Source organism: Streptomyces mayonensis (genome assembly GCF_018982965.1).
Classification (GTDB): Bacteria; Actinomycetota; Actinomycetes; order Streptomycetales; family Streptomycetaceae; genus Streptomyces; species Streptomyces mayonensis.
In genome coordinates this window covers 32,885-52,257 of record NZ_JACBYP010000038.1, presented here as the reverse complement: position 1 = coordinate 52,257, position 19,373 = coordinate 32,885, and the positions used below count along the sequence as shown (strand labels likewise).

Here is a 19,373-nt window from a genome sequence, read left to right as displayed (position 1 = left end):
GAGGGGCCGGTGGAGGAATGGGCGGAAGGGTCGTGGAGGGACCGCTGGAGGAACCGGCGGAAGGACCGCTGGAGGAACCGGCGGAAGGACCGACGGAGGAACCGGCGGAAGGACCGGCGGAGGGACCGCTGGAGGAACCCGCGGAAGGACCGGTCAACCGAGCCGGACGCGGGCCAGCTGGCGGGACTGGGCGACCAGTCGGTCGGCGCTGTCCCAGACCTCGGCGTCCTCCTCCAGGAAGCCGCCGGCGAGGTTGCGGGTGGTGAGGGAGACCCGCAGCGGCCCGGGCGCGGGACGGCACCGCACGTGCACGGTCAGCTCGACCGTGGGCACCCACCCCTTGAGCCCGAGCTCGAACGCGGTCGGCGGCAGCGCGTCCACCGCGAGGAGCAGCGAGAGCGGATCGGCGTCGCGGCCGTCGGCGAGCCCGAACCAGGCCCGCATCTCGCCCCGGCCCGACGGCTGCCCCAGCGCCCAGCCCAGGGTGGCGGGGTCGAGCCGGAGCTTCAGCCGGTCGGTGATGGCGGAGCCGCCGTGGAGCGGGTCCGGGCCGCCCTCGGGGCCGAAGCACTGCTCCGCCGGCGGGATCGCGGGCGGCTCGGCCGAGGTGCGGACGTCGTCGGGCAGCGCGTCGAGGTCGCCGTAGGAGGCGAGGACGCGGATGCGCTCGACCTCGTTGCCCTCGTCGTCGTACTGGAGGAGGGAGGCCTGGCCGGTGGAGAGGGTGCGGCCGGTGCGGACGGTCTCGGTGCGCACGACCGCGGGGCCGGGCCGCGAGGCGGTCAGGTAGTGGGCCGAGACGGTGAACGGGTCGGCGTGCGGCAGGGCGTCGCCGAGCGCTCGGCCCAGCACGGCCAGCAGGTAGCCGCCGTTGACGGCGCCGAGGATCGTCCAGCCGGCGGAGAGATCGATGTCGTACACCCCGGGACCGCGCCGGGTGACGGCGGTGTCGCGGTCGAACTCGCTGTCGCCCACGGCGGCCCGTACGGCGGGCGCGGATACTGCTTCTGCCATGGCTGCACAGTACAACAGGCAACTACTAAGCGGTAGCTTTCCCTGGGTCCTCGCGCAGGTACGCCGCCAGCTCCGCCGCGCCGGTGAGCATCGCCAGGCCGCGGGCGGACACCCGGTCGTGCCACTCGCGCAGGGTGGCCTCCAGCGGCTCCGGCCCGCCCGCCGACCGGACCTGTTCGAGCACCGAGGCGATCCGCTCCAGGGAGTGGCCGCCGCGTCTGAGCTGGTGGGCGAGGCGTGCGTCCCGGACGTCGGCCTCGCCGTAGCGGCGGTAGCCGGTCGCCGGGTCGCGGGGCGGGCGCACCAGCCCGGCCCGCTCCCACTTGCGCAGGGTCGCGGGCCTGATGCCCAGCTCCCGCGCCAGCGGCCCGATGAACCCGCCACGCGGCACCGCCCCCGAGGGGCCCGCGGGCAGCGACAGGTCGCGCAGGGCGGCCTCCACGTCCTCCAGCGTCCGCCGGTCGTCGCGCAGTTGGACGTGGCTCTCGTCGATGAGCCGGAAGGCTTCGCCCCGCGCGCCCTCGTTCACCGCCCGCATCACGGCCGCGGCCGTCCGGTGCCCGTGACCGGGCAGCAGGGCGAGGAAGGCGTCCAGGGCCCGCGCGTGCAGCGTCGTGTAGGTCCGGTACCCGTGCTCGGTGCGACGGGCCGGCGGAAGGATGCCGGACTCCTCGTAGTTCCGCACGGCCTGGGTGGACAGACCGTGCCGGCGCGCCAGGTCGACCGGCCGGAGTCTGTCCCTGTTTTGAAGGTCCTCTGCCATGGCTCGCAGCCTGTCGTAGGCATGATTGCGTAAAAGTTTCCACCGTTGGTTCAACGATAGCGTTGAAGGCATGGTTACCCGCATCGAGGACACCGTCCATCCCGTCGACGCCCCTTCCGTCCTGGGGCTGTTCCGCTCCCCGCCCCGGCTGCTCGCCCTGGGCGAGCCCACCCACGGCGAGGACACCCTGCTGGCGGTACGCAACGCCGTCTTCCGGCAGCTGGTCGAGCAGGCCGGCTACCGGACCGTCGCGATCGAGAGCGACTGTCTGCGGGGGCTGGTCGTGGACGACTACGTCACCTCGGGCACCGGCACACTCGACGAGGCCATGGAGCGCGGGTTCAGTCACGGCTTCGGCGCCTCGGCCGCCAACCGGGAACTCGTGCGCTGGATGCGCGCCCACAACGACGGCCGGCCCCCGGCCGAGCAGGTCCGTTTCGCCGGGTTCGACGGTCCGCTGGAGATCACCGGCGCCGAGAGCCCCCTGCAGGCCCTCACCGCACTCCACGACTACCTCGCGGCCCGGATCGGCCCCCGCCTGCTGCCCTGCACCGCCCAGGACCTCGACCGCCTGCTGGGCGACGACGGCCGCTGGACGGAACTCGACGCGATGCTGAACCCCGCCAGGTCCGCGGGACGGACGGCCGAGGCCGGGCGGCTGCGGCTGCTCGCCGACGACCTGGTCTCGCTGCTCGACGAGCAGGCTCCGGCCCTGCTCGCGGCGGGTCCGCGGGACGAGTGGGAGCGGGCGTGCCTGTACGGGCGCACCGCGGCCGGTCTCCTGCTCTACCACTCCTGGATGGCCGACACCTCAGAGGCCCGCATGGACCGGCTGCTCGGTCTGCGGGACCGGATGATGGCCGGCAACCTCCTCGCGCTCGCCGCCCGGGGTCCGGTTCTCGTCCACGCCCACAACGCCCACCTCCAGCGCCGTCTGAGCACGATGCGGATGTGGCAGGGGGACGTGCGGTGGTGGAGCGCCGGTGCGCTGGTGAGTGCGCGGCTCGGCGAGGAGTACGCCTTCCTGGCCACGGCCCTCGGCACGATCCGGCACCAGGGGGTGGACACCCCGCCGCCGGACACCCTCGAAGGCCTCCTGTACACCCTCCCCGAGGAGAGCTGCCTCGTCGAACCCGGACGGCTGGCAGCCGCCCTCGGCGACCCGCCGCCCGCGCCCCGCGTGTCCCCCTGGTTCGGCTACGCCCCGCTGGACCCGGGCCACCTGGCCGACGTCGACGGCGTCGTCTTCGTCAAGGACATGCCGGACCCGGCCTGAGGGCACGCTCGTCCTGAGGACGCACTCACCCCGAGGCCGCACTCGCCCCGAGGACACGTCTTGAGGGCACACCCGTCCCGAGGGCACACTCGCCCCGACCGGTCACCCGGCCCGACGGCTCACTCCCCCTCCACCACCGTCGACCGCCGGTTCCAGGCGCGCGGGGCACGCCAGTGGAAGCGGAGGGCGAGCAGGCGCAGGGTGAAGGCGGTGACGACCGCGAGCCCGCTGGTGAACGGCGTGAGGGCCTCGTAGCGGATGCACAGGGCAACCATCGCCGAGCCGACGATCGCGGGGACGGCGTACAGGTCGCGGTCCCAGCGCAGCAGCGAGGGGACCTCGTTGGCGAGCACGTCGCGCAGGACGCCGCCGCCGACGGCCGTCGCCAGGCCCAGGCAGGCGGAGGCGGTCAGGCCGAGCCCGTAGTCGTACGCCTTGGTGGTCCCGGCGACGCAGAACAGGCCGAGCCCGGCCGCGTCGAAGACGTTCACGCCGGTCTGCAGGCGCTCCACGTGGGGGTGGAGGAAGAAGACCAGCAGCGTGGCGAAGAGCGGGGTGACGAAGTACCCGAGGTCCGTGAAGGCCGCGGGCGGTACGGCACCGATGACCAGGTCGCGGAAGAGCCCGCCGCCGAGGGCGGTGACCTCGGCGAGGACGGCGATGCCGAAGACGTCGAAGTTCTTGCGCACGGCCAGCAGCGCACCCGAGATGGCGAAGACGAAGGGCCTATCAGGTCGAGCGTGTGCTGGACGGTGGGGCTGAAGAGTTGCTCGTACACCCTTCCATTCTTACCCGACAACGAGCCCCCACCTTATAAACAAAGGTGAGGGCTCGCTCTCATGCGCAGGTCGGACTACTTCTCCTCAGAGCGAGACTCCTCAGCACGGGACTCCTCAGCCTCGGAGCCCTCGGCCGCGGACTCCCCACCGTCGGAGCCGGTCTCCGACACCTCCGCGGCCACCGCCGCCGAGGTGGCCGCCGACTGGGCCAGCGCGTCGTCCGACACCAGCTCCGCGGCCTCCTTCGCGGCCGACAGCAGCACGACGTCCTGCGGCGCCTGGTCCTCGAAGTTCTCCGGGTGGTGGCACGCCACCTGCTGGCCCGGCCGCAGCTCCTTCAGCGGCGGCTCGGTGGTGGTGCAGACCTGGGTGGCCTTCCAGCACCGGGTGTGGAAGCGGCAGCCGCTCGGCGGGGCGATCGGCGAGGGCACATCGCCCTTGAGCAGGATGCGCTCGCTCTTCGCGCCGCGCCGCGCCGGGTCCGGGATCGGCACCGCCGACATCAGCGCCTTGGTGTACGGGTGCATCGGCGACTTGTAGAGCAGGTCGCGGTCGGCCAGCTCCATGATCTTGCCGAGGTACATCACCGCGATCCGGTCCGAGACGTGCCGGACGACGGACAGGTCGTGCGCGATGATCACGTACGTCAGGCCCAGCTCCTGCTGGAGGTCGTCGAGCAGGTTGACGACCTGGGCCTGGATCGACACGTCGAGCGCGGAGACCGGCTCGTCGGCCACGACCAGCTTCGGGCTGAGCGCGAGCGCGCGGGCGATGCCGATGCGCTGGCGCTGGCCGCCGGAGAACTCGTGCGGGTAGCGGTTGTAGTGCTCGGGGTTGAGACCGACCACCGACAGCAGCCGCTGCACCTCCTTCTTGACCCCGCCCTCGGGCTCGACGCCCTGGAGCTTGAACGGGGCACTGACGATCGTGCCGATGGTGTGGCGCGGGTTCAGCGAGGAGTACGGGTCCTGGAAGATCATCTGGACGTCGCGGCGCATCGGGCGCATGCCGCCCACCCCGAGGTGGGTGATGTCCTTGCCCTGGAACTCCACCGTGCCGGCGGTCGGTTCGAGGAGCCGCGTGATCAGCCGGCCCATGGTCGACTTGCCGCAGCCCGACTCGCCCACGACGCCGAGGGTTTCGCCGGAGCGGACCTCGAAGTCGATGCCGTCGACGGCGCGCACCGCGCCGACCTGGCGCTGCAGCAGGCCCTTCTTGATCGGGAAGTGCTTCTGCAGCCCGGTCACCTTCAGCAGGGTCTCGCCGGCGGCGGCGTCCTTGGTGAGGGTCGCGGTCCCGCCGGACTTCTCCTGGGTGCCGTCGCTCTGCGCGGGGATGGCCGACGCCACGTCCTCGGCCTTGCCCTTGGTCTTGCCCGTGGTCTTGTCCTTGGCTTCGTCGCTCACAGCTTCGGCGCAATCTCTTCGGTCCAGATACGCTCCCGCTGCTCCTGCGACATGTGGCAGGCGGCCCAGTGCTTGCTGCCGATCTCGGTCAGCTCGGGGCGGACCGTGCGGGTGACGTCGTCCTTGGGCACGTCGGCGTACGGGCAGCGCGGGTTGAAGGCGCAGCCGGACGGGAGGTTGATGAGGGAGGGCGGGGAGCCCTTGACCGGGGTGAGGCGCTCCTGCTGGTCGCGGTCGAGCCGCGGCATCGAGCCGAGCAGGCCCCAGGTGTAGGGGTGCCGGGGCTCGTAGAACACCTTCTCCGCCGGGCCGCGCTCCACGCACCGGCCGCCGTACATCACCAGGAGGTCGTCGGCCAGCTCGGCGACGACTCCCAGGTCGTGGGTGATGATGATGACCGCGGAGCCGAACTCCTTCTGCAGGTCCCGGATCAGGTCCAGGATCTGCGCCTGGACGGTCACGTCCAGGGCGGTGGTCGGCTCGTCCGCGATGAGCAGCTCGGGGTTGTTGACCAGCGACATCGCGATCATCGCGCGCTGGCGCATACCGCCGGAGAACTCGTGCGGGTAGCTGTCCACGCGCTTGTCGGGCTGCGGGATGCCGACGCGGTCCAGCATCTCCACCGCGCGGCGCTTGGCGGTCTTCTTGTCCACGTCGTGGTGGATGCGGTACGCCTCCACGATCTGCTGGCCGATCGTGTAGTACGGGTGCAGCGCGGACAGCGGGTCCTGGAAGATCATCGCCATCTGGCGGCCGCGCAGCTTGCGCACCTGGTCGGCGTCGGCGGAGAGCAGCTCGGTGCCGTCCAGCCAGATCTCGCCGGATATCTGCGCCTTGCGCCTGCCGTACTGGCCGGCGGTGTGCAGGCCCATGATGCCGAGCGAGGTCACCGACTTGCCGGAGCCGGACTCGCCCACGATGCCGAGGGTCTTGCCGCGCTCCAGCTGGAAGCTGAGCCCGTCGACGGACTTGACCAGGCCGTCGTCGGTGGGGAAGTGCACCTTGAGGTCGCGCACTTCGAGGAAGGCGTTCGAGCCGGACGCGCTGCCGGTGGGCTCGCCCACGGCTGCTCCGCTCTTGCTGAGTTCACTCATGCGAGCCTCACTCGGGGGTCGATCACGGCGTACAGGACGTCCACCACGAGGTTGGCGATCAGCACCGCGAGAGAAGTGATCAGGACGACACCCAGGATAAAGGGCAGGTCCTGGTTCTGGATCGCGTCCAGCACCTTCTGGCCGAGGCCGGGGAGGCTGAACGTGGTCTCGGTCAGGATCGCGCCGCCCATCAGGGCGCCGAGGTCCATGCCGAGCATGGTCAGCAGCGGGGTCAGGGTCGACCGCATGGCGTGCTTGCGGATGACGACCTGCTCCCTGAGGCCCTTGGCGCGGGCGGTGCGGATGTAGTCCTCGCCGAGGATCTCCATCATGGTGGCCCGGGTGATCCGGGCGTACATCGCCGCGTACAGGAAGGCCAGGGTGATCCAGGGCAGGATCATGCCGCCGAACCAGCCGGAGAAGCTCTCGTCCAGCGGGACGAACTCCGCGTTGATCCACCCCAGGCTGTGGGAGAAGATCGCGAGGCTGAGCAGACCGGTGAAGTAGATCGGGAGGGAGACGCCCGCGAGCGCGACGACCATCGCACCGCGGTCCCACAGGGTGCCCCGCTTGAGCGCGGAGAGCACACCCGCCGCCAGGCCGAAGATCAGCCACAGGACGGCCGCACCGAGCGCGAGGGCCAGGGTCACCGGGAAGCGCTCGGTCAGCACCGGCCACACGGCCTGCTCGCTGCGGAAGGAGTAGCCGAAGCAGGGGGCGGAGCACTGGGTGACGTCGCCGCCGCCCGAGTAGGTCCGGCCCGCGAAGATGCCCTTGAAGAACTCCCAGGCCTGGACGAAGACCGGATCGCCCAGGCCCAGCTTCTGGCGCACCGCCTCGACGGAAGCCGGGTCGGCCTGCTTGCCCACGAAGCTCGTGGCGATGTCGACGCCCGCCCACTTGGGGACGAGGAAGAAGATGCCGAAGACCACCAGGATGATGACCACGAGCATCACTACGGCGGCGAACAGCCGCCTGATGAGGTAAGCGAGCACAGCTTACGGCCCGCCGCGGATCGCGGGCCGCCGGATTGTGTCCGGCGGCCCGCGGTCACGCCGCGCCGGCCTTCACCTGCCTTTCGTGCCGTACGGCGGGTGTACCGGTTACTTCGAGGAGGACTTCAGGCCGATGTTGACGAAGTCGTACATTCCGCTGTAGCCGTCGGAGGTGTAGACGTTCGCCACGCGGCTGGAGCGCCAGTTGATGAACTTCTCGAAGACGAAGGGCAGGTAGTACGCGCCCTCCATCACCTTGTGGTTGATCTGCTTGGCGATGTCGGCCTTGCCGGAGTCCTCCAGCGTGGTGGTGTACTTCTCGAACAGGCCGTCGATCTCCTTGTCCTCGATGAGCGCGTAGTTGTTGTTGCCGCTCTCGAGGATGTAGTTGCTGTTCCACAGCGGCAGGCCGTAGCCCTGGACGGACGGGAAGTCCGGGCCCCAGCCCATGATGATGATGCCGTAGCCCTTCTTCTTCACGTTGGTGGGGCTACCGATGATGCCGGCGGTCTGCGAGCCGTCGTACTGGTCGATGCCGACCTCGATGCCGACCTTCTTCAGCGAGGCCTGCATCGACTCGGCGGTGGCCACCTCGACCGGCTTGTTGTTGCGGACCGCGATGGTGGTCTTGAAGCCGTTGGGGTGACCGCAGGCCTTCAGCTCTTCCTTGGCCTTCTCGACGTTGCCCTTCTTGTTGGCACCGGCCATCTCGTACGGGTCATACTTCTGGCCCTCGGAGCCCGGCACCGCCGGCGGCAGCATGTTGGTGCCGATGTCGCCGCCGGCCTGCGGGCCGCCGCGGGCGGTCTGCAGCGAGACGTGGTCGGCCCCGTAGAGCACGGCCTTGCGGCAGTGGATGTTGTCGAACGGCTTCACGCTCTGCGGGAAGACGGCGTAGCGGATGTAACCCGAGACCGGGTTGTCCACGTTGCCCTTGTGCTCCTTCAGGGCGGAGGTGCGGCCCTGGGGCGACAGACCGGTCTGGGCCAGGTCGATGTCGTAGTCGCCGGCGATCAGACGCTGGTCCAGCTCGTTGGCGTTGGTGAAGAACTTGATCGTGATCTTGTCCGGGTACGCCTTGCGGACCGGGTCCGAGTCCTGCTTCCACTCGGTGTTGCGGACCAGCGTGAGGTCCTTGCCCGGGTTGTAGGACTCGAACTTGTACGGGCCCGAGGAGAACGGGTGCAGGCCGTACTTGGACTTGGTGTCCTTGTCCTGGCGGACCGGGGACGCCGAGGTCAGCGCGAGCATCTCCTCGAAGTCCGAGTTGGCCTCGGGCAGCTTGAAGACGATGGTCTTGTCGTCCGGCGTCTCGATCGCCTTCAGGCCCAGCTTGTCCGCGGACTTGTCCTTGTACGGGCCCTGGTACTTGCCGTCGGGGTCGAGCACCTCCTTGAGGTACGTCGGACCGCCGGACAGCACGTCCTGCGCCCAGACGCGCTCGATGCCGTACTTGACGTCCTTGGAGGTGATCGGCTTGCCGTCCTCCCACGTGACACCGTCACGCAGGGTGTACGTGTACGTCTTGCCGTCGTCCGAGACCTTGGCGACGTCGGTGGCGAGGTCGGGCGAGACGCCCGCGCCCTTCTCGCCCGGCGCCGGGGTGTTCGTGACGAGCTGGCGGGAGTAGTAGCGGGAGAAGTTCCACATGAAGCCGTAGTAGCCGCGCGTGGTGTCCCACGAGTCGGCGTCCTGCGTGCTCGCGAACTTCAGCTCGCCGCCCTTCTTCGCCAGGTCGGCCTGGGCGACCTTGTTGTTCGCAGCGTCGAAGCCGGCCGCGCCGTTCTTCGATCCCCCGCTGTCGCTGTCACCGCCGCCGCACGCCGCCGTGGTCAGCAGCGCGGCGACCACTGCGGCAGCGGCCATGGCCTGCTTGCGCCGCCCTGAGGTGCGTTGGGTAGTCACGATCTCGGATCCTCCGGATTAGATGAGAGACCCCGTGCAGGTGCCACGGGTCGCTTGCCGCGGTACGGCAGGTCAGCGGGAGCCCTTCGGGTCCAGCGCGTCGCGTACGCCGTCACCGAAGAGGTTGAAGGCAAGAACGGTGATGAAGATCGCCACACCCGGGATCACCATGTACATGGGATCCGACTGGTAGTAGTCGATCGCGCTCGACAGCATCTGCCCCCAGGACGACGTGGGCGGCTTGACGCCCACGCCCAGGAAGCTGAGTGCCGCCTCGGTGAGGATGTTGGTGGGGATCATCATCGTCGTGTACACGATGATCGGCGCCACCAGGTTGGGCAGCAGTTCCTTGAACAGGATGTAGAACCGGCCGGCTCCCAGGGAGCGGGCGGCCTCCACGTACTCCCGCTCACGCATCGAGAGCGTCTGGCCGCGCACCACGCGGCCGATGTAGGGCCAGCCGAAGAAGCCGATGACCAGGATCATCACGAACAGGCGCACGCCCGTGCCGCTGAGCCCCAGCATCTGGTTCGGCATGACCGAGACCAGCGCGATGATGAAGAGCAGCTGCGGGAAGGCCAGCAGACCGTCCATGACCCGGCTGATCAGGGCGTCGACCCAGCCGCCGAAGAAACCGGCGAGGACTCCGAGGACGGTCCCGATGATCACGGCGACGATCGCGGACAGGAAGCCGACGAGCAGCGAGATCCGGGCGCCGTGGACGATGCGGGCGAAGATGTCGCGGCCGTTGACCGGCTCGACGCCGAACCAGTGGTCGCCGCTGATGCCGCCGAGCGAGCCCGTGGGCGTGCCGAACAGCGGGTCGATCAGGTCCTCGTGGTACGCGTCCGGGTCCTGCCCGACGATGTTGGTGATCAGCGGCGCGAGGATCGCGACCACGATGAGGACGAGCACCACGATGCCGCCCGTCAGGGCGAGCTTGTCCCTCTTCAGGCGCTCCCAGGCGATCCGGCCCAGGGAACGCCCCTGGACCGCCTTCGCCTCGGCGCCGGCAACCGCCGCTTCCTCGGCCGCACTCGGGGCCGCTTCCGCGGTCGGCTCGTGCAATGGTGCCGTCATCTGGCAGGGACCCCTCTCAACCGGCGGTAGCCGGCCCGCACTTGCCGCGGTAGCGGCGTGATCAGTCCGTCGTACACAGGAGCGAGAATCCACCCCTTGCTGCGGGAGTCTTCAACGCTTTGGCGATCTGTAGCCAGACTTGACGGGGAATGGATGCGCAACCGTGATGCTGTTTGAGGTGTTCCGTTATCCGGACACTGGGTAACGGGGGCCGGACGCGGACGAGTTGGGACATGCGGGGCGACACGGGGCGTTGCGCCTCCATCTACGCGCGAAGATCTCTGCCGGTCACCCGGGGCTCCGGGCGGCGGCGGCACGGTGCGCGTGGATCAGTAGCGTCCCCCGGCGGGAGGGTAGCCGTACCCGCCCGCCGGTGCCGGGGCGGCGGCGGGCGCGTGGGCCTCGCGGTCGTAGAAGGGGCGGGCGCGGGCCCGCAGCCACATGGCGACCGGGTCGTGGGCGTCGGTCATCGCGACCGTCGACACCGGCAGCCCGTCCGGCACGGCACCGACGGACTGCTGCATCATCGCGCGCACCGCGTCGACGGCCGGCGGGGACGTGTCGTACACGTCGAGGCCGATGGCCAGGTACGGCGCCCCCAGCGCGGGCTGCACCCAGGCCCGGCGCAGCGCCCGGACCGCCGGGGTGCGGTGGGCGTTCTGCGCGAGCAGCGCGTAGAACTGCGGGATCTCGATGGCCGGTTCGGACAGGCTCAGGGGCCCGGCGGGCTGGCGGTCCAGGCCGGAGGCGATGCGGCGCAGGTCCAGCCAGGGAACGCCGACGCCGCCGCCGGGGGCGTGCGGGTTGAGCCAGAGGCCGTAGTGGTCGGGGTAGAGGGCGCGGGCCGCCTCCAGGCCGTCGACCACCTCGTACGACCGGTTCCAGCCGCTGGCCGACAGCTCCTGGGCGGAGGTGACGCAGGGCGCGTAGCCGTACCCGTCGACCTCCATGTTCCCGTACTGGGCGTCCGGGGAGCCGGCCTGGCCCTGCCACAGCAGCATCCAGACCTGGCCGGACGTGGGGGTGGCGAGCGCGCGCAGCAGGGCCTCGTAGGCGTCGTAGCGCCCGGGGGTCACCTGGCGCAGCATGTGCTCGACCTGCCCGGTCGTGGTGCCGCTGGCGCTCACGCGTATCGCCCCTTCGAGAAGTTCCCCGGTTTCGGAACCAGCTTAAGGCTCCGCCGGGCCGGCAGGGTCTCGGAGCACGGGGGCACTGGGGCACGGGCGTCCGTCGTCCGTGGCTACGCCGCCACCGGCCGCGCACACACGCCCCGCCGGACCGGCGGGGCCCCGGAGCACGAGGGCACGTGGGCACGGTGGGGGCACGGGGCTCATCGGCTGCGGCTCCCGCTGCCGCCGGCCGCACACACACGCACCGCCGGGCCGACAGGCCCCCGGAGCACAGCGACACGTAGGCAACGGGGGGGGAGCACGGGGTCCCAATCATCTGCGGCACCCGCCGCCGGCCGCGCACACGCACCGCCGGACCGACAGGCCCCGGGAGCACGGGACGTACGGGCACCCCTCGTCCGCGGCGTCCACAGCTCCGCCGGCGCTGGTCGCGGACACGCGGCGGAGCCGCACATGTCACGGCCTCGGGCCCCTGCGGCCGCTGCCCTGCGGGGCGTTCGGCGGAACGGCCCGTTCCGTCACAGGCCCTGCTGGTAGAACGGGCGGAGCCGGTCCCTCATCCAGTCGCAGACCGGGTCGTTGGCCGCCTCCAGGAGGACCAGGTTGACCTGCCAGGGCACGGGGGACGCGGCCAGGGCCCGGCCGAGGGCCTCCATGGGCAGGGCACGGGCGTCGCCCTCCCAGTGGGTCAGTTCCACGCCGACGAACATGACCGGGTCGGCGGTCTCGATCGCGGCCAGGCAGCGCCGGGCGGTGCGCACGACGCCGGTGGCGGCGAACTGGGCCGAGGCCGCGGCCAGGAAGTCCATCGGGTCCTCCTGCCAGTCCGGTTCGAAGAGGCGGACCCGGCCGCCGGACGCGGGTCCGTCCAGCGCGGTGCGTCCCGAGCGGCACAGCTCGGCCACGGCCGGCGGCGGCAGGGGGACGCCGACGACGCCCTCCGGGTTCACGGCGATGCCGACCTGCGCGGGCAGTCCGCGGGCGAACTCCACGGCCGGGGCGACGGTGTAGGCCATGTGCGTGCCGGCGACCTGCCGGAGCTGCTCCTCCGAGCTGAACACCGGTACGTAGGCCTGGCCGTCGATCTCCAGGGTGGGCAGGTCCAGCGGGCCGCTGCCCGGGCCGCCGCCGTTGGGCAGCGGGACCCACACGTAGCTGCGGCCGAGCACCTCCACGATCCGGCCGCCGGCGCCGGATATGCCGAAGGACGCGGACAGCACCTCCTCCAGCTCGTTGCCGGGCCATCCGCCGTGCGGGTGGGGGTGGGGGTGCGCCTGTGCCGGGAAGTCCATCTGCCTACCTACCGCCTGCCTGGTACCGCTGTTGCGGCTGAAAGGCTAACCCGTCGGGGCCGCCCGTCCGGAGGGTCCGCCGGCCGGGGTTCGTCAGCCGGTGAAGGCGATCCGCCCGAGGGCGTCGGCCGCCGCCCGGTCCAGGAGCACCGCCGAGGTGCAGCCGGCCGGCAGGGACCCGTCGGTCACCGCGCGCAGCAGGCGGGTGTTGGCCGTGCGGTGCCGCAGGAACGCGTACCGCGAGACGCCCCGGCCGCGCTCGCGCTGGCCGGCGAGGGCGTCGCCGGGGGCGACGTCGAGGAGCAGCAGGTGCAGGGTGCCGTGCCGGCGGCGGGCCTCGCGGGCCAGCCAGGCGCGCACCCAGGCCTGGGTGCCGCAGTCGTGCACGACGACGCCCTCGCCGGAGCGCAGCGCGCGGCGCAGCCCGGCGTAGTGGGCGAGGCGGACGAAGGGGCGGTAGAGCGCGTACGGCAGTAAGCGCGGCATGCTGCGGTCCCAGCGGTCGCGGGTGTCCTGGGAGTCGACGCGCGGACCGCGCACGGTGCGCCGCATCAGCGTGGACTTGCCGCTGCCGGGCAGTCCGGTGATCACCACCAGGTCCCGGGGTCCGAAGAGCAGGGCGTGCGGGCTGCGGCCGCCGCGGTGCCGGAGGTCGCGGACGACGGGTGCGGGCAGTTCGGCGCAGGCCGCCGGGGCCGGGGCCGCGGGCTGCTTGGGCAGCGCGACGCCCGAGGTCGTGGCGTAGGCCGTGGTCCTGTTCACCGTGATCGTCCTCCCCTGGGGCGGTGCACGAGTCCCCTCCCCATCGAGTGTAAAGAGAAGGTAATACGCCGGTCTCGCGTTTTCGTGCGCTTACTGCCACAAGCCGGTTACAGATCACGGTCTGCCGTGGACCGACCGGGCGTGCAATGATGGCGGCGCCAACTGCATACCGGCCGTTTGAATCCGCGCGGGAGAGTTCCCGGCCGTCGCCGGGGCGCCGAAGGAGCAAGTCCCTCCCTTGAATCTCTCAGGCACCGTTACCGCGCGGGCGAGGCACATCTGAAAAGCGGACCGCCCCCGACGGCGGTCCCACCCAAGGTGCAAGCCCCGACCGCCGTACTCCGGTGGCCGCGGCGAACCTCTCAGGTTCCGATGACAGATGGGGAGGACCGACCTCGCCACGTCCTGTCCTGGGAGACGACCGACCGATGAGCAGTACCGAACTCCGCCGTACCACGCTGGACGCCACGCATCGCGCGCTGGGCGCGACGATGACCGACTTCGCCGGCTGGGACATGCCCCTGCGCTACGGCTCCGAGCGCGACGAGCACGTCGCGGTGCGCACCCGGGCCGGTCTCTTCGACCTCTCCCACATGGGCGAGATCACCGTCACCGGACCGCGCGCCGCCGAACTGCTGAACTTCGCGCTGGTCGGCAACATCGGCAGCGTCAAGCCGGGCCGGGCCCGCTACACCATGATCTGCCGCGAGGACGGCGGCATCCTGGACGACCTGATCGTGTACCGCCTGGGCGACACGGAGTACCTGGTGGTCGCCAACGCCTCCAACGCCCAGGTCGTGCTCGACGCGCTCACCGCGCGGGCGGCCGGCTTCGAGGCCGAGGTGCGCGACGACCGCGACGCCTACGCGCTGCTGGCCGTGCAGGGCCCCGAGTCCCCCGGCATCCTGGGCAGCCTCACCGACGCCGATCTGGACGGCCTGAAGTACTACGCCGGACTGCCCGGCACGGTCGCGGGCGTCCCGGCGCTGATCGCGCGCACCGGGTACACCGGCGAGGACGGCTTCGAACTGTTCGTGAGGCCCGAGCACGCCGTGGAGCTGTGGGAGGCGCTGACCCGGGCGGGCGAGGGCGCCGGCCTCGTCCCGTGCGGCCTGTCCTGCCGCGACACGCTGCGCCTGGAGGCCGGCATGCCGCTGTACGGGCACGAGCTGTCCACCGCGCTGACGCCGTTCGACGCCGGACTCGGCCGAGTGGTGAAGTTCGAGAAGGAGGGCGACTTCGTGGGCCGCGCCGCGCTGGCCGAGGCCGCCGACCGCGCCGCCTCGACCCCGCCCCGCGTCCTGGTCGGCCTGGTCGCCGAGGGCCGTCGCGTCCCGCGGGCCGGGTACGCGGTGGTCGCCGGCGGCGAGGTGGTCGGCGAGGTCACCTCCGGCGCGCCGTCGCCGACGCTGGGCAGGCCGATCGCCATGGCGTACGTCGACCCCGCGCACGCGGCGCCGGGGACGGCGGGCGTCGGCGTGGACATCCGGGGCAGCCACGAGCCGTACGAGGTCGTGGCGCTGCCGTTCTACAAGCGCCAGAAGTAGCCCCCGGAGCAGCTCCCGAAGCCGTCCGGCAGCAGATCCGGAAGACAACGCAAGAGACCGGAAGAGACCGGAAGAAGCCGGAACCGGACACCGGGCGGCACCGCGCCCCTCGCGGGCGCCACCCCTTTCACCCGCCACTCCCCCGTGTACAGGAGAATTCAGGCCATGAGCAACCCCCAGCAGCTGCGTTACAGCAAGGAGCACGAGTGGCTGTCGGGCGCCGAGGACGGCGCCTCGACGGTCGGCATCACGGAGCACGCGGCCAACGCGCTCGGTGACGTCGTCTTCGTCCAGCTCCCCGAGGTCGGCGACTCGGTGACCGCGGGCGAGACCTGCGGCGAACTGGAGTCGACCAAGTCCGTCTCCGACCTCTACTCCCCCGTCTCCGGCGAGGTCGCCGAGATCAACGAGGACGTCGTCAACGACCCCTCTCTGGTGAACAGCGCGCCCTTCGAGGGCGGCTGGCTGTTCAAGGTGAAGGTCTCGGACGAGCCGGCCGACCTGCTCTCCGCCGACGAGTACACCGCCTTCACCGCCGGCTGAGGAGACCCGCACCCCATGTCGCTTCTGAACACCCCCCTGCACGAACTCGACCCCGAGGTCGCGGCCGCCGTCGACGCCGAGCTGGACCGCCAGCAGTCCACCCTGGAGATGATCGCCTCCGAGAACTTCGCGCCCGTCGCGGTCATGGAGGCGCAGGGCTCGGTCCTCACCAACAAGTACGCCGAGGGCTACCCCGGCCGCCGCTACTACGGCGGCTGCGAGCACGTCGACGTGATCGAGCAGCTCGCGATCGACCGGGTCAAGGCGCTCTTCGGCGCCGAGCACGCCAACGTGCAGCCGCACTCGGGCGCCCAGGCCAACGCGGCCGCGATGTTCGCGCTGCTCAAGCCCGGCGACACGATCATGGGCCTGAACCTCGCCCACGGCGGGCACCTGACCCACGGCATGAAGATCAACTTCTCCGGCAAGCTCTACGACGTCGTGCCCTACCACGTCGGCGACGACGGCCGGGTCGACATGGCCGAGGTGGAGCGCCTCGCCAAGGAGACCAGGCCGAAGCTGATCGTGGCCGGCTGGTCCGCCTACCCGCGGCAGCTGGACTTCGCCGCCTTCCGCAAGGTCGCGGACGAGGTCGGCGCGTACCTGATGGTCGACATGGCGCACTTCGCCGGCCTGGTCGCGGCGGGCCTGCACCCCAACCCGGTGCCGCACGCGCACGTGGTGACCACCACCACGCACAAGACCCTGGGCGGCCCGCGCGGCGGTGTGATCCTCTCCACGGCCGACCTGGCCAAGAAGATCAACTCGGCCGTCTTCCCCGGTCAGCAGGGCGGCCCGCTGGAGCACGTGGTGGCCGCCAAGGCCGTCGCCTTCAAGGTCGCCGCCGGCGAGGACTTCAAGGAGCGCCAGACCCGTACGCTGGACGGAGCCCGCATCCTGGCCGAGCGCCTGGTGCGGGACGACGCGAAGGCGGCGGGCGTCTCCGTCCTGTCCGGCGGCACCGACGTCCACCTGGTCCTGGTCGACCTGCGCGCCTGTGAGCTGGACGGGCAGCAGGCCGAGGACCGCCTCCACGAGGTCGGCATCACGGTCAACCGCAACGCCGTCCCGAACGACCCGCGTCCGCCGATGGTGACCTCGGGTCTGCGCATCGGTACGCCGGCCCTGGCGACCCGCGGCTTCACCGCCGAGGACTTCGCCGAGGTCGCGGACGTGATCGCCGAGGCGCTGAAGCCGTCCTACGACGCGGAAGCCCTCAGGGCCCGGGTGAAGACCCTGGCCGACAAGCACCCGCTGTACCCGGGTCTCAACAAGTAGACACCACGCCTTCGGGTGGGGCGCCGCGCCCGCCACAAGCAGGCCCGCGCCCCGCCCGGAGCACCCCTCCCTCTGCACCACCCCCGTTCTGAGGAGACCCCCGTGGCCATCTCGGTCTTCGACCTGTTCTCGATCGGCATCGGCCCGTCGAGCTCGCACACGGTCGGCCCGATGCGCGCGGCGCGCATGTTCGCCCGCCGCCTGCGGAGCGAGGAACTGCTCGGCTCCGTCGCCTCGGTCCGCGCCGAGCTGTACGGCTCACTCGGCGCCACCGGCCACGGCCACGGCACCCCCAAGGCGGTGCTGCTCGGGCTGGAGGGCGACTCCCCGCGCACGGTCGACGTGGAGAGCGCCGACGACCGCGTCGAGACGATCAGGTCGTCCGGCCGCCTCAGCCTCCTCGGCGAGCACGAGATCGCCTTCTCCCACGACGACGACCTGGTCCTGCACCGCCGCAAGACCCTCCCCTACCACGCCAACGGCATGACCCTGTGGGCGTACGACGCGCAGGGCACCGAGGTGCTGACCAAGACGTACTACTCGGTCGGCGGCGGCTTCGTCGTCGACGAGGACGCGGTGGGCGCCGACCGCATCGTGCTCGACGACACGGTGCTCAAGTACCCCTTCCGCACCGGCGACGAGCTGCTGCGCCTGACCCGCGAGACGGGCCTGTCCGTCTCCGCCCTGATGCTGGAGAACGAGCGGGCCTGGCGCGACGAGGACGAGATCCGCGAGGGCCTGCTGGAGATCTGGCGCGTCATGCGGGCGTGCGTCGAGCGCGGCATGACCCGCGAGGGCATCCTCCCGGGCGGCCTGAAGGTCCGCCGCCGCGCCGCGAACACGGCCCGCAAGCTGCGCTCCGAGGGCGACCCGCAGGCCCTGGCCATGGAGTGGATCACCCTCTACGCGATGGCCGTGAACGAGGAGAACGCGGCAGGCGGCCGGGTGGTCACCGCCCCGACGAACGGCGCGGCGGGCATCATCCCCGCGGTCCTGCACTACTACGTCAACTTCGTGCCCGGCGCCGACGAGGACGGCGTCGTCCGCTTCCTCCTCGCCGCCGGCGCCATCGGCATGCTCTTCAAGGAGAACGCCTCGATCTCCGGCGCGGAGGTCGGCTGCCAGGGCGAGGTCGGCTCGGCCTGCTCGATGGCGGCCGGGGCCCTCGCAGAGGTGCTGGGCGGCTCCCCGGAGCAGGTGGAGAACGCCGCCGAGATCGGCATGGAGCACAACCTCGGCCTGACCTGCGACCCGGTCGGCGGACTGGTCCAGATCCCGTGCATCGAGCGCAACGGCATGGCGGCGGTCAAGGCGGTCACCGCGGCCCGGATGGCGATGCGCGGCGACGGCTCGCACAAGGTCTCCCTCGACAAGGTCATCAAGACCATGAAGGACACCGGCGCCGACATGTCGGTCAAGTACAAGGAGACGGCCCGCGGCGGGCTCGCGGTGAACATCATCGAGTGCTGACCAGAGACTTCATGTCTGCCCGCGGCCGGGGCCCGTCCGCCCCACCCGTACCGGTCCACGCGAAGACTCTGGACGGTGCCTGACCCCGGACGTTCAGGAACGGTGCGCCCAGGGGATGGATTCGAGCAGGCGCTCCAGCCGCAGTTCGCCGTCGCGCGTCTGGCCACCGTGGTCCATCAGCACGCGGAGTCGGTGGACGACGTCGTCCGGAGAGGGGTAGACCTTCGCGTGGGCGGCCGCCTCGTCGGCCAGGTTCGGCACAGGGCCGCTCGCCTCGGCCGCGTCCAGCGCCTCCTTCGCGGCGGCTGCCACGCCCTGGGGCAGGCCGGCGATGCGGCGGGCGAGGGCGTCGACGAACGCGTCGAGGTGTTCGTCCGGGACAGCGCGGTTGATCCACCCGTATCGCTCGGCCAGGGAGGTGTCGAACAACTCCGCCCCCAGCACGATCTCCAGGGCACGGGCCCGGCCGACCAGCCGGTTGAGGTACTGGGTGCCGCCCCCGCCGGGGAAGATGCCCATCAACGACTCCGGCTGGGACAGCCAGGTCCGGTCCGCGGCGGCGAACCGCATGTCCGCGGCCATCGCCAGCTCGGCGCCGCCCGCGCGGGCATAGCCGCGCAGCTTCGCGATCGTCACCTGCGGCAACGTGCGCAGCCGCTCGTTGAGCTGCTGAAGCGGGTTGAGCGCCGGGTCGGCGTCGGGGTCGGCCAGGGCCATGAGGGTGCTCGGGTCGAAGGACCACTCGAAGTCCGCGTGCGCGGAGAAGAACTCGGGGACGGCCGACTGGAGGACGATCACGGCGACGTCCCCGTCGGACGCCACCTCGCCCGCGAACGCCTTGAGGTCACCGGCCAGCGTGGCGTCGACGGTGTTCACCGGCGGATTGTCGATGGTCACCCAGGCGATCCGGTCCTCCACACGGACCACCAGGGACTTGTAACCGCTGTAGCTCATCGCTGCACTCCTCCGGGCAGGTGCGTCGGCACGGCCGCCCGACGTTGTTTAGTGGACGTTACAGAAGGAGGCTAGCACGTTCTTT

The 19,373-nt window shown here is 71.2% G+C and carries 16 protein-coding genes, 1 pseudogene and 2 riboswitches; of the genes and pseudogenes, 5 read left to right on the top strand and 12 right to left on the bottom strand.

Features of this window, described 5'->3' with window-relative positions; translation table 11 throughout:
* Window positions 1-153 precede the first annotated feature (153 nt).
* Window positions 154-1,014, bottom strand: a complete 861-nt coding sequence (locus HZS56_RS16935; RefSeq protein ID WP_216721526.1) for a thioesterase family protein — start codon at window positions 1,012-1,014, stop codon at window positions 154-156.
* 25 nt (window positions 1,015-1,039) lie between these two features.
* On the bottom strand, window positions 1,040-1,777 hold the full coding sequence (locus HZS56_RS16930) for a TioE family transcriptional regulator (RefSeq protein WP_216721525.1): 738 nt from the start codon (window positions 1,775-1,777) through the stop codon (window positions 1,040-1,042).
* A 70-nt stretch (window positions 1,778-1,847) separates the two neighbouring features.
* Between HZS56_RS16930 and HZS56_RS16925 the strand changes: the two genes are divergently transcribed.
* On the top strand, window positions 1,848-3,053 hold the full coding sequence (locus tag HZS56_RS16925) for an erythromycin esterase family protein (protein WP_216721524.1): 1,206 nt from the start codon (window positions 1,848-1,850) through the stop codon (window positions 3,051-3,053).
* A 119-nt stretch (window positions 3,054-3,172) separates the two neighbouring features.
* On the opposite strand, the pseudogene HZS56_RS16920 reads toward HZS56_RS16925, so the two are convergent.
* From HZS56_RS16920 to HZS56_RS16880, 9 genes and pseudogenes are all read right to left on the bottom strand, one after another.
* Window positions 3,173-3,831 (bottom strand): annotated as a pseudogene (locus HZS56_RS16920) (trimeric intracellular cation channel family protein).
* Window positions 3,832-3,906: 75 nt separating this feature from the next.
* Window positions 3,907-5,181, bottom strand: coding sequence for an ABC transporter ATP-binding protein (locus tag HZS56_RS16915; protein ID WP_216721544.1), 1,275 nt, complete (start codon window positions 5,179-5,181; stop codon window positions 3,907-3,909).
* A 53-nt stretch (window positions 5,182-5,234) separates the two neighbouring features.
* Entirely contained in the window at window positions 5,235-6,332 is a 1,098-nt protein-coding gene (locus HZS56_RS16910; protein WP_216721523.1) for an ABC transporter ATP-binding protein, read from the bottom strand.
* Window positions 6,329-7,327 (bottom strand): ABC transporter permease, encoded by a 999-nt coding sequence (locus HZS56_RS16905; RefSeq protein ID WP_216721522.1) that lies wholly within the window; start codon window positions 7,325-7,327, stop codon window positions 6,329-6,331. The genes HZS56_RS16910 and HZS56_RS16905 overlap by 4 nt, the downstream gene beginning before the upstream one ends.
* Before the next feature lie 108 nt (window positions 7,328-7,435).
* Entirely contained in the window at window positions 7,436-9,232 is a 1,797-nt protein-coding gene (locus HZS56_RS16900) for an ABC transporter substrate-binding protein (protein WP_216721521.1), read from the bottom strand.
* A 72-nt stretch (window positions 9,233-9,304) separates the two neighbouring features.
* Entirely contained in the window at window positions 9,305-10,312 is a 1,008-nt protein-coding gene (locus HZS56_RS16895) for an ABC transporter permease (RefSeq protein WP_216721520.1), read from the bottom strand.
* A 329-nt stretch (window positions 10,313-10,641) separates the two neighbouring features.
* On the bottom strand, window positions 10,642-11,439 hold the full coding sequence (locus HZS56_RS16890; protein WP_216721519.1) for an enhanced serine sensitivity protein SseB C-terminal domain-containing protein: 798 nt from the start codon (window positions 11,437-11,439) through the stop codon (window positions 10,642-10,644).
* Between the two features lie 521 nt (window positions 11,440-11,960).
* On the bottom strand, window positions 11,961-12,734 hold the full coding sequence (locus HZS56_RS16885; RefSeq protein WP_216721518.1) for an enhanced serine sensitivity protein SseB: 774 nt from the start codon (window positions 12,732-12,734) through the stop codon (window positions 11,961-11,963).
* Between the two features lie 93 nt (window positions 12,735-12,827).
* On the bottom strand, window positions 12,828-13,496 hold the full coding sequence (locus HZS56_RS16880) for an AAA family ATPase (protein WP_216721517.1): 669 nt from the start codon (window positions 13,494-13,496) through the stop codon (window positions 12,828-12,830).
* 178 nt (window positions 13,497-13,674) lie between these two features.
* A riboswitch (glycine riboswitch) is annotated at window positions 13,675-13,769 on the top strand.
* Window positions 13,770-13,885, top strand: a riboswitch (glycine riboswitch).
* A gap of 39 nt (window positions 13,886-13,924) precedes the next feature.
* Between HZS56_RS16880 and gcvT the strand changes: the two genes are divergently transcribed.
* The 4 genes from gcvT to HZS56_RS16860 all read left to right on the top strand — a co-directional run bounded on the left by gcvT (window position 13,925) and on the right by HZS56_RS16860 (window position 18,334).
* On the top strand, window positions 13,925-15,043 hold the full coding sequence (gene gcvT / locus HZS56_RS16875; protein WP_216721516.1) for a glycine cleavage system aminomethyltransferase GcvT: 1,119 nt from the start codon (window positions 13,925-13,927) through the stop codon (window positions 15,041-15,043).
* A gap of 165 nt (window positions 15,044-15,208) precedes the next feature.
* A complete protein-coding gene (gene gcvH, locus HZS56_RS16870) occupies window positions 15,209-15,586 on the top strand; it encodes a glycine cleavage system protein GcvH (RefSeq protein WP_216721515.1) in 378 nt (125 codons plus the stop codon).
* A gap of 15 nt (window positions 15,587-15,601) precedes the next feature.
* Window positions 15,602-16,864, top strand: a complete 1,263-nt coding sequence (gene glyA / locus HZS56_RS16865; RefSeq protein WP_216721514.1) for a serine hydroxymethyltransferase — start codon at window positions 15,602-15,604, stop codon at window positions 16,862-16,864.
* Between the two features lie 102 nt (window positions 16,865-16,966).
* Window positions 16,967-18,334, top strand: a complete 1,368-nt coding sequence (locus HZS56_RS16860; protein ID WP_216721513.1) for an L-serine ammonia-lyase — start codon at window positions 16,967-16,969, stop codon at window positions 18,332-18,334.
* A gap of 93 nt (window positions 18,335-18,427) precedes the next feature.
* Here HZS56_RS16860 and HZS56_RS16855 read toward each other — a convergent pair whose 3' ends face one another.
* Window positions 18,428-19,288 (bottom strand): enoyl-CoA hydratase/isomerase family protein, encoded by an 861-nt coding sequence (locus tag HZS56_RS16855; protein WP_253914380.1) that lies wholly within the window; start codon window positions 19,286-19,288, stop codon window positions 18,428-18,430.
* Between the last annotated feature and the right edge of the window lie 85 nt (window positions 19,289-19,373).

What these genes read in the sequence shown, in the direction of transcription:
- HZS56_RS16910 (WP_216721523.1), bottom strand. Translation starts at nt 6,332, where the DNA reads ATGAGTGAACTCAGCAAGAGCGGAGCAGCCGTGGGCGAGCCCACCGGC.
- gcvH (WP_216721515.1), top strand. Translation starts at nt 15,209, where the DNA reads ATGAGCAACCCCCAGCAGCTGCGTTACAGCAAGGAGCACGAGTGGCTG.
- HZS56_RS16935 (WP_216721526.1), bottom strand. Translation starts at nt 1,014, where the DNA reads ATGGCAGAAGCAGTATCCGCGCCCGCCGTACGGGCCGCCGTGGGCGAC.
- gcvT (WP_216721516.1), top strand. Translation starts at nt 13,925, where the DNA reads ATGAGCAGTACCGAACTCCGCCGTACCACGCTGGACGCCACGCATCGC.
- HZS56_RS16855 (WP_253914380.1), bottom strand. Translation starts at nt 19,288, where the DNA reads ATGAGCTACAGCGGTTACAAGTCCCTGGTGGTCCGTGTGGAGGACCGG.
- HZS56_RS16930 (WP_216721525.1), bottom strand. Translation starts at nt 1,777, where the DNA reads ATGGCAGAGGACCTTCAAAACAGGGACAGACTCCGGCCGGTCGACCTG.
- glyA (WP_216721514.1), top strand. Translation starts at nt 15,602, where the DNA reads ATGTCGCTTCTGAACACCCCCCTGCACGAACTCGACCCCGAGGTCGCG.
- HZS56_RS16925 (WP_216721524.1), top strand. Translation starts at nt 1,848, where the DNA reads ATGGTTACCCGCATCGAGGACACCGTCCATCCCGTCGACGCCCCTTCC.
- HZS56_RS16895 (WP_216721520.1), bottom strand. Translation starts at nt 10,312, where the DNA reads ATGACGGCACCATTGCACGAGCCGACCGCGGAAGCGGCCCCGAGTGCG.
- HZS56_RS16885 (WP_216721518.1), bottom strand. Translation starts at nt 12,734, where the DNA reads ATGGACTTCCCGGCACAGGCGCACCCCCACCCCCACCCGCACGGCGGA.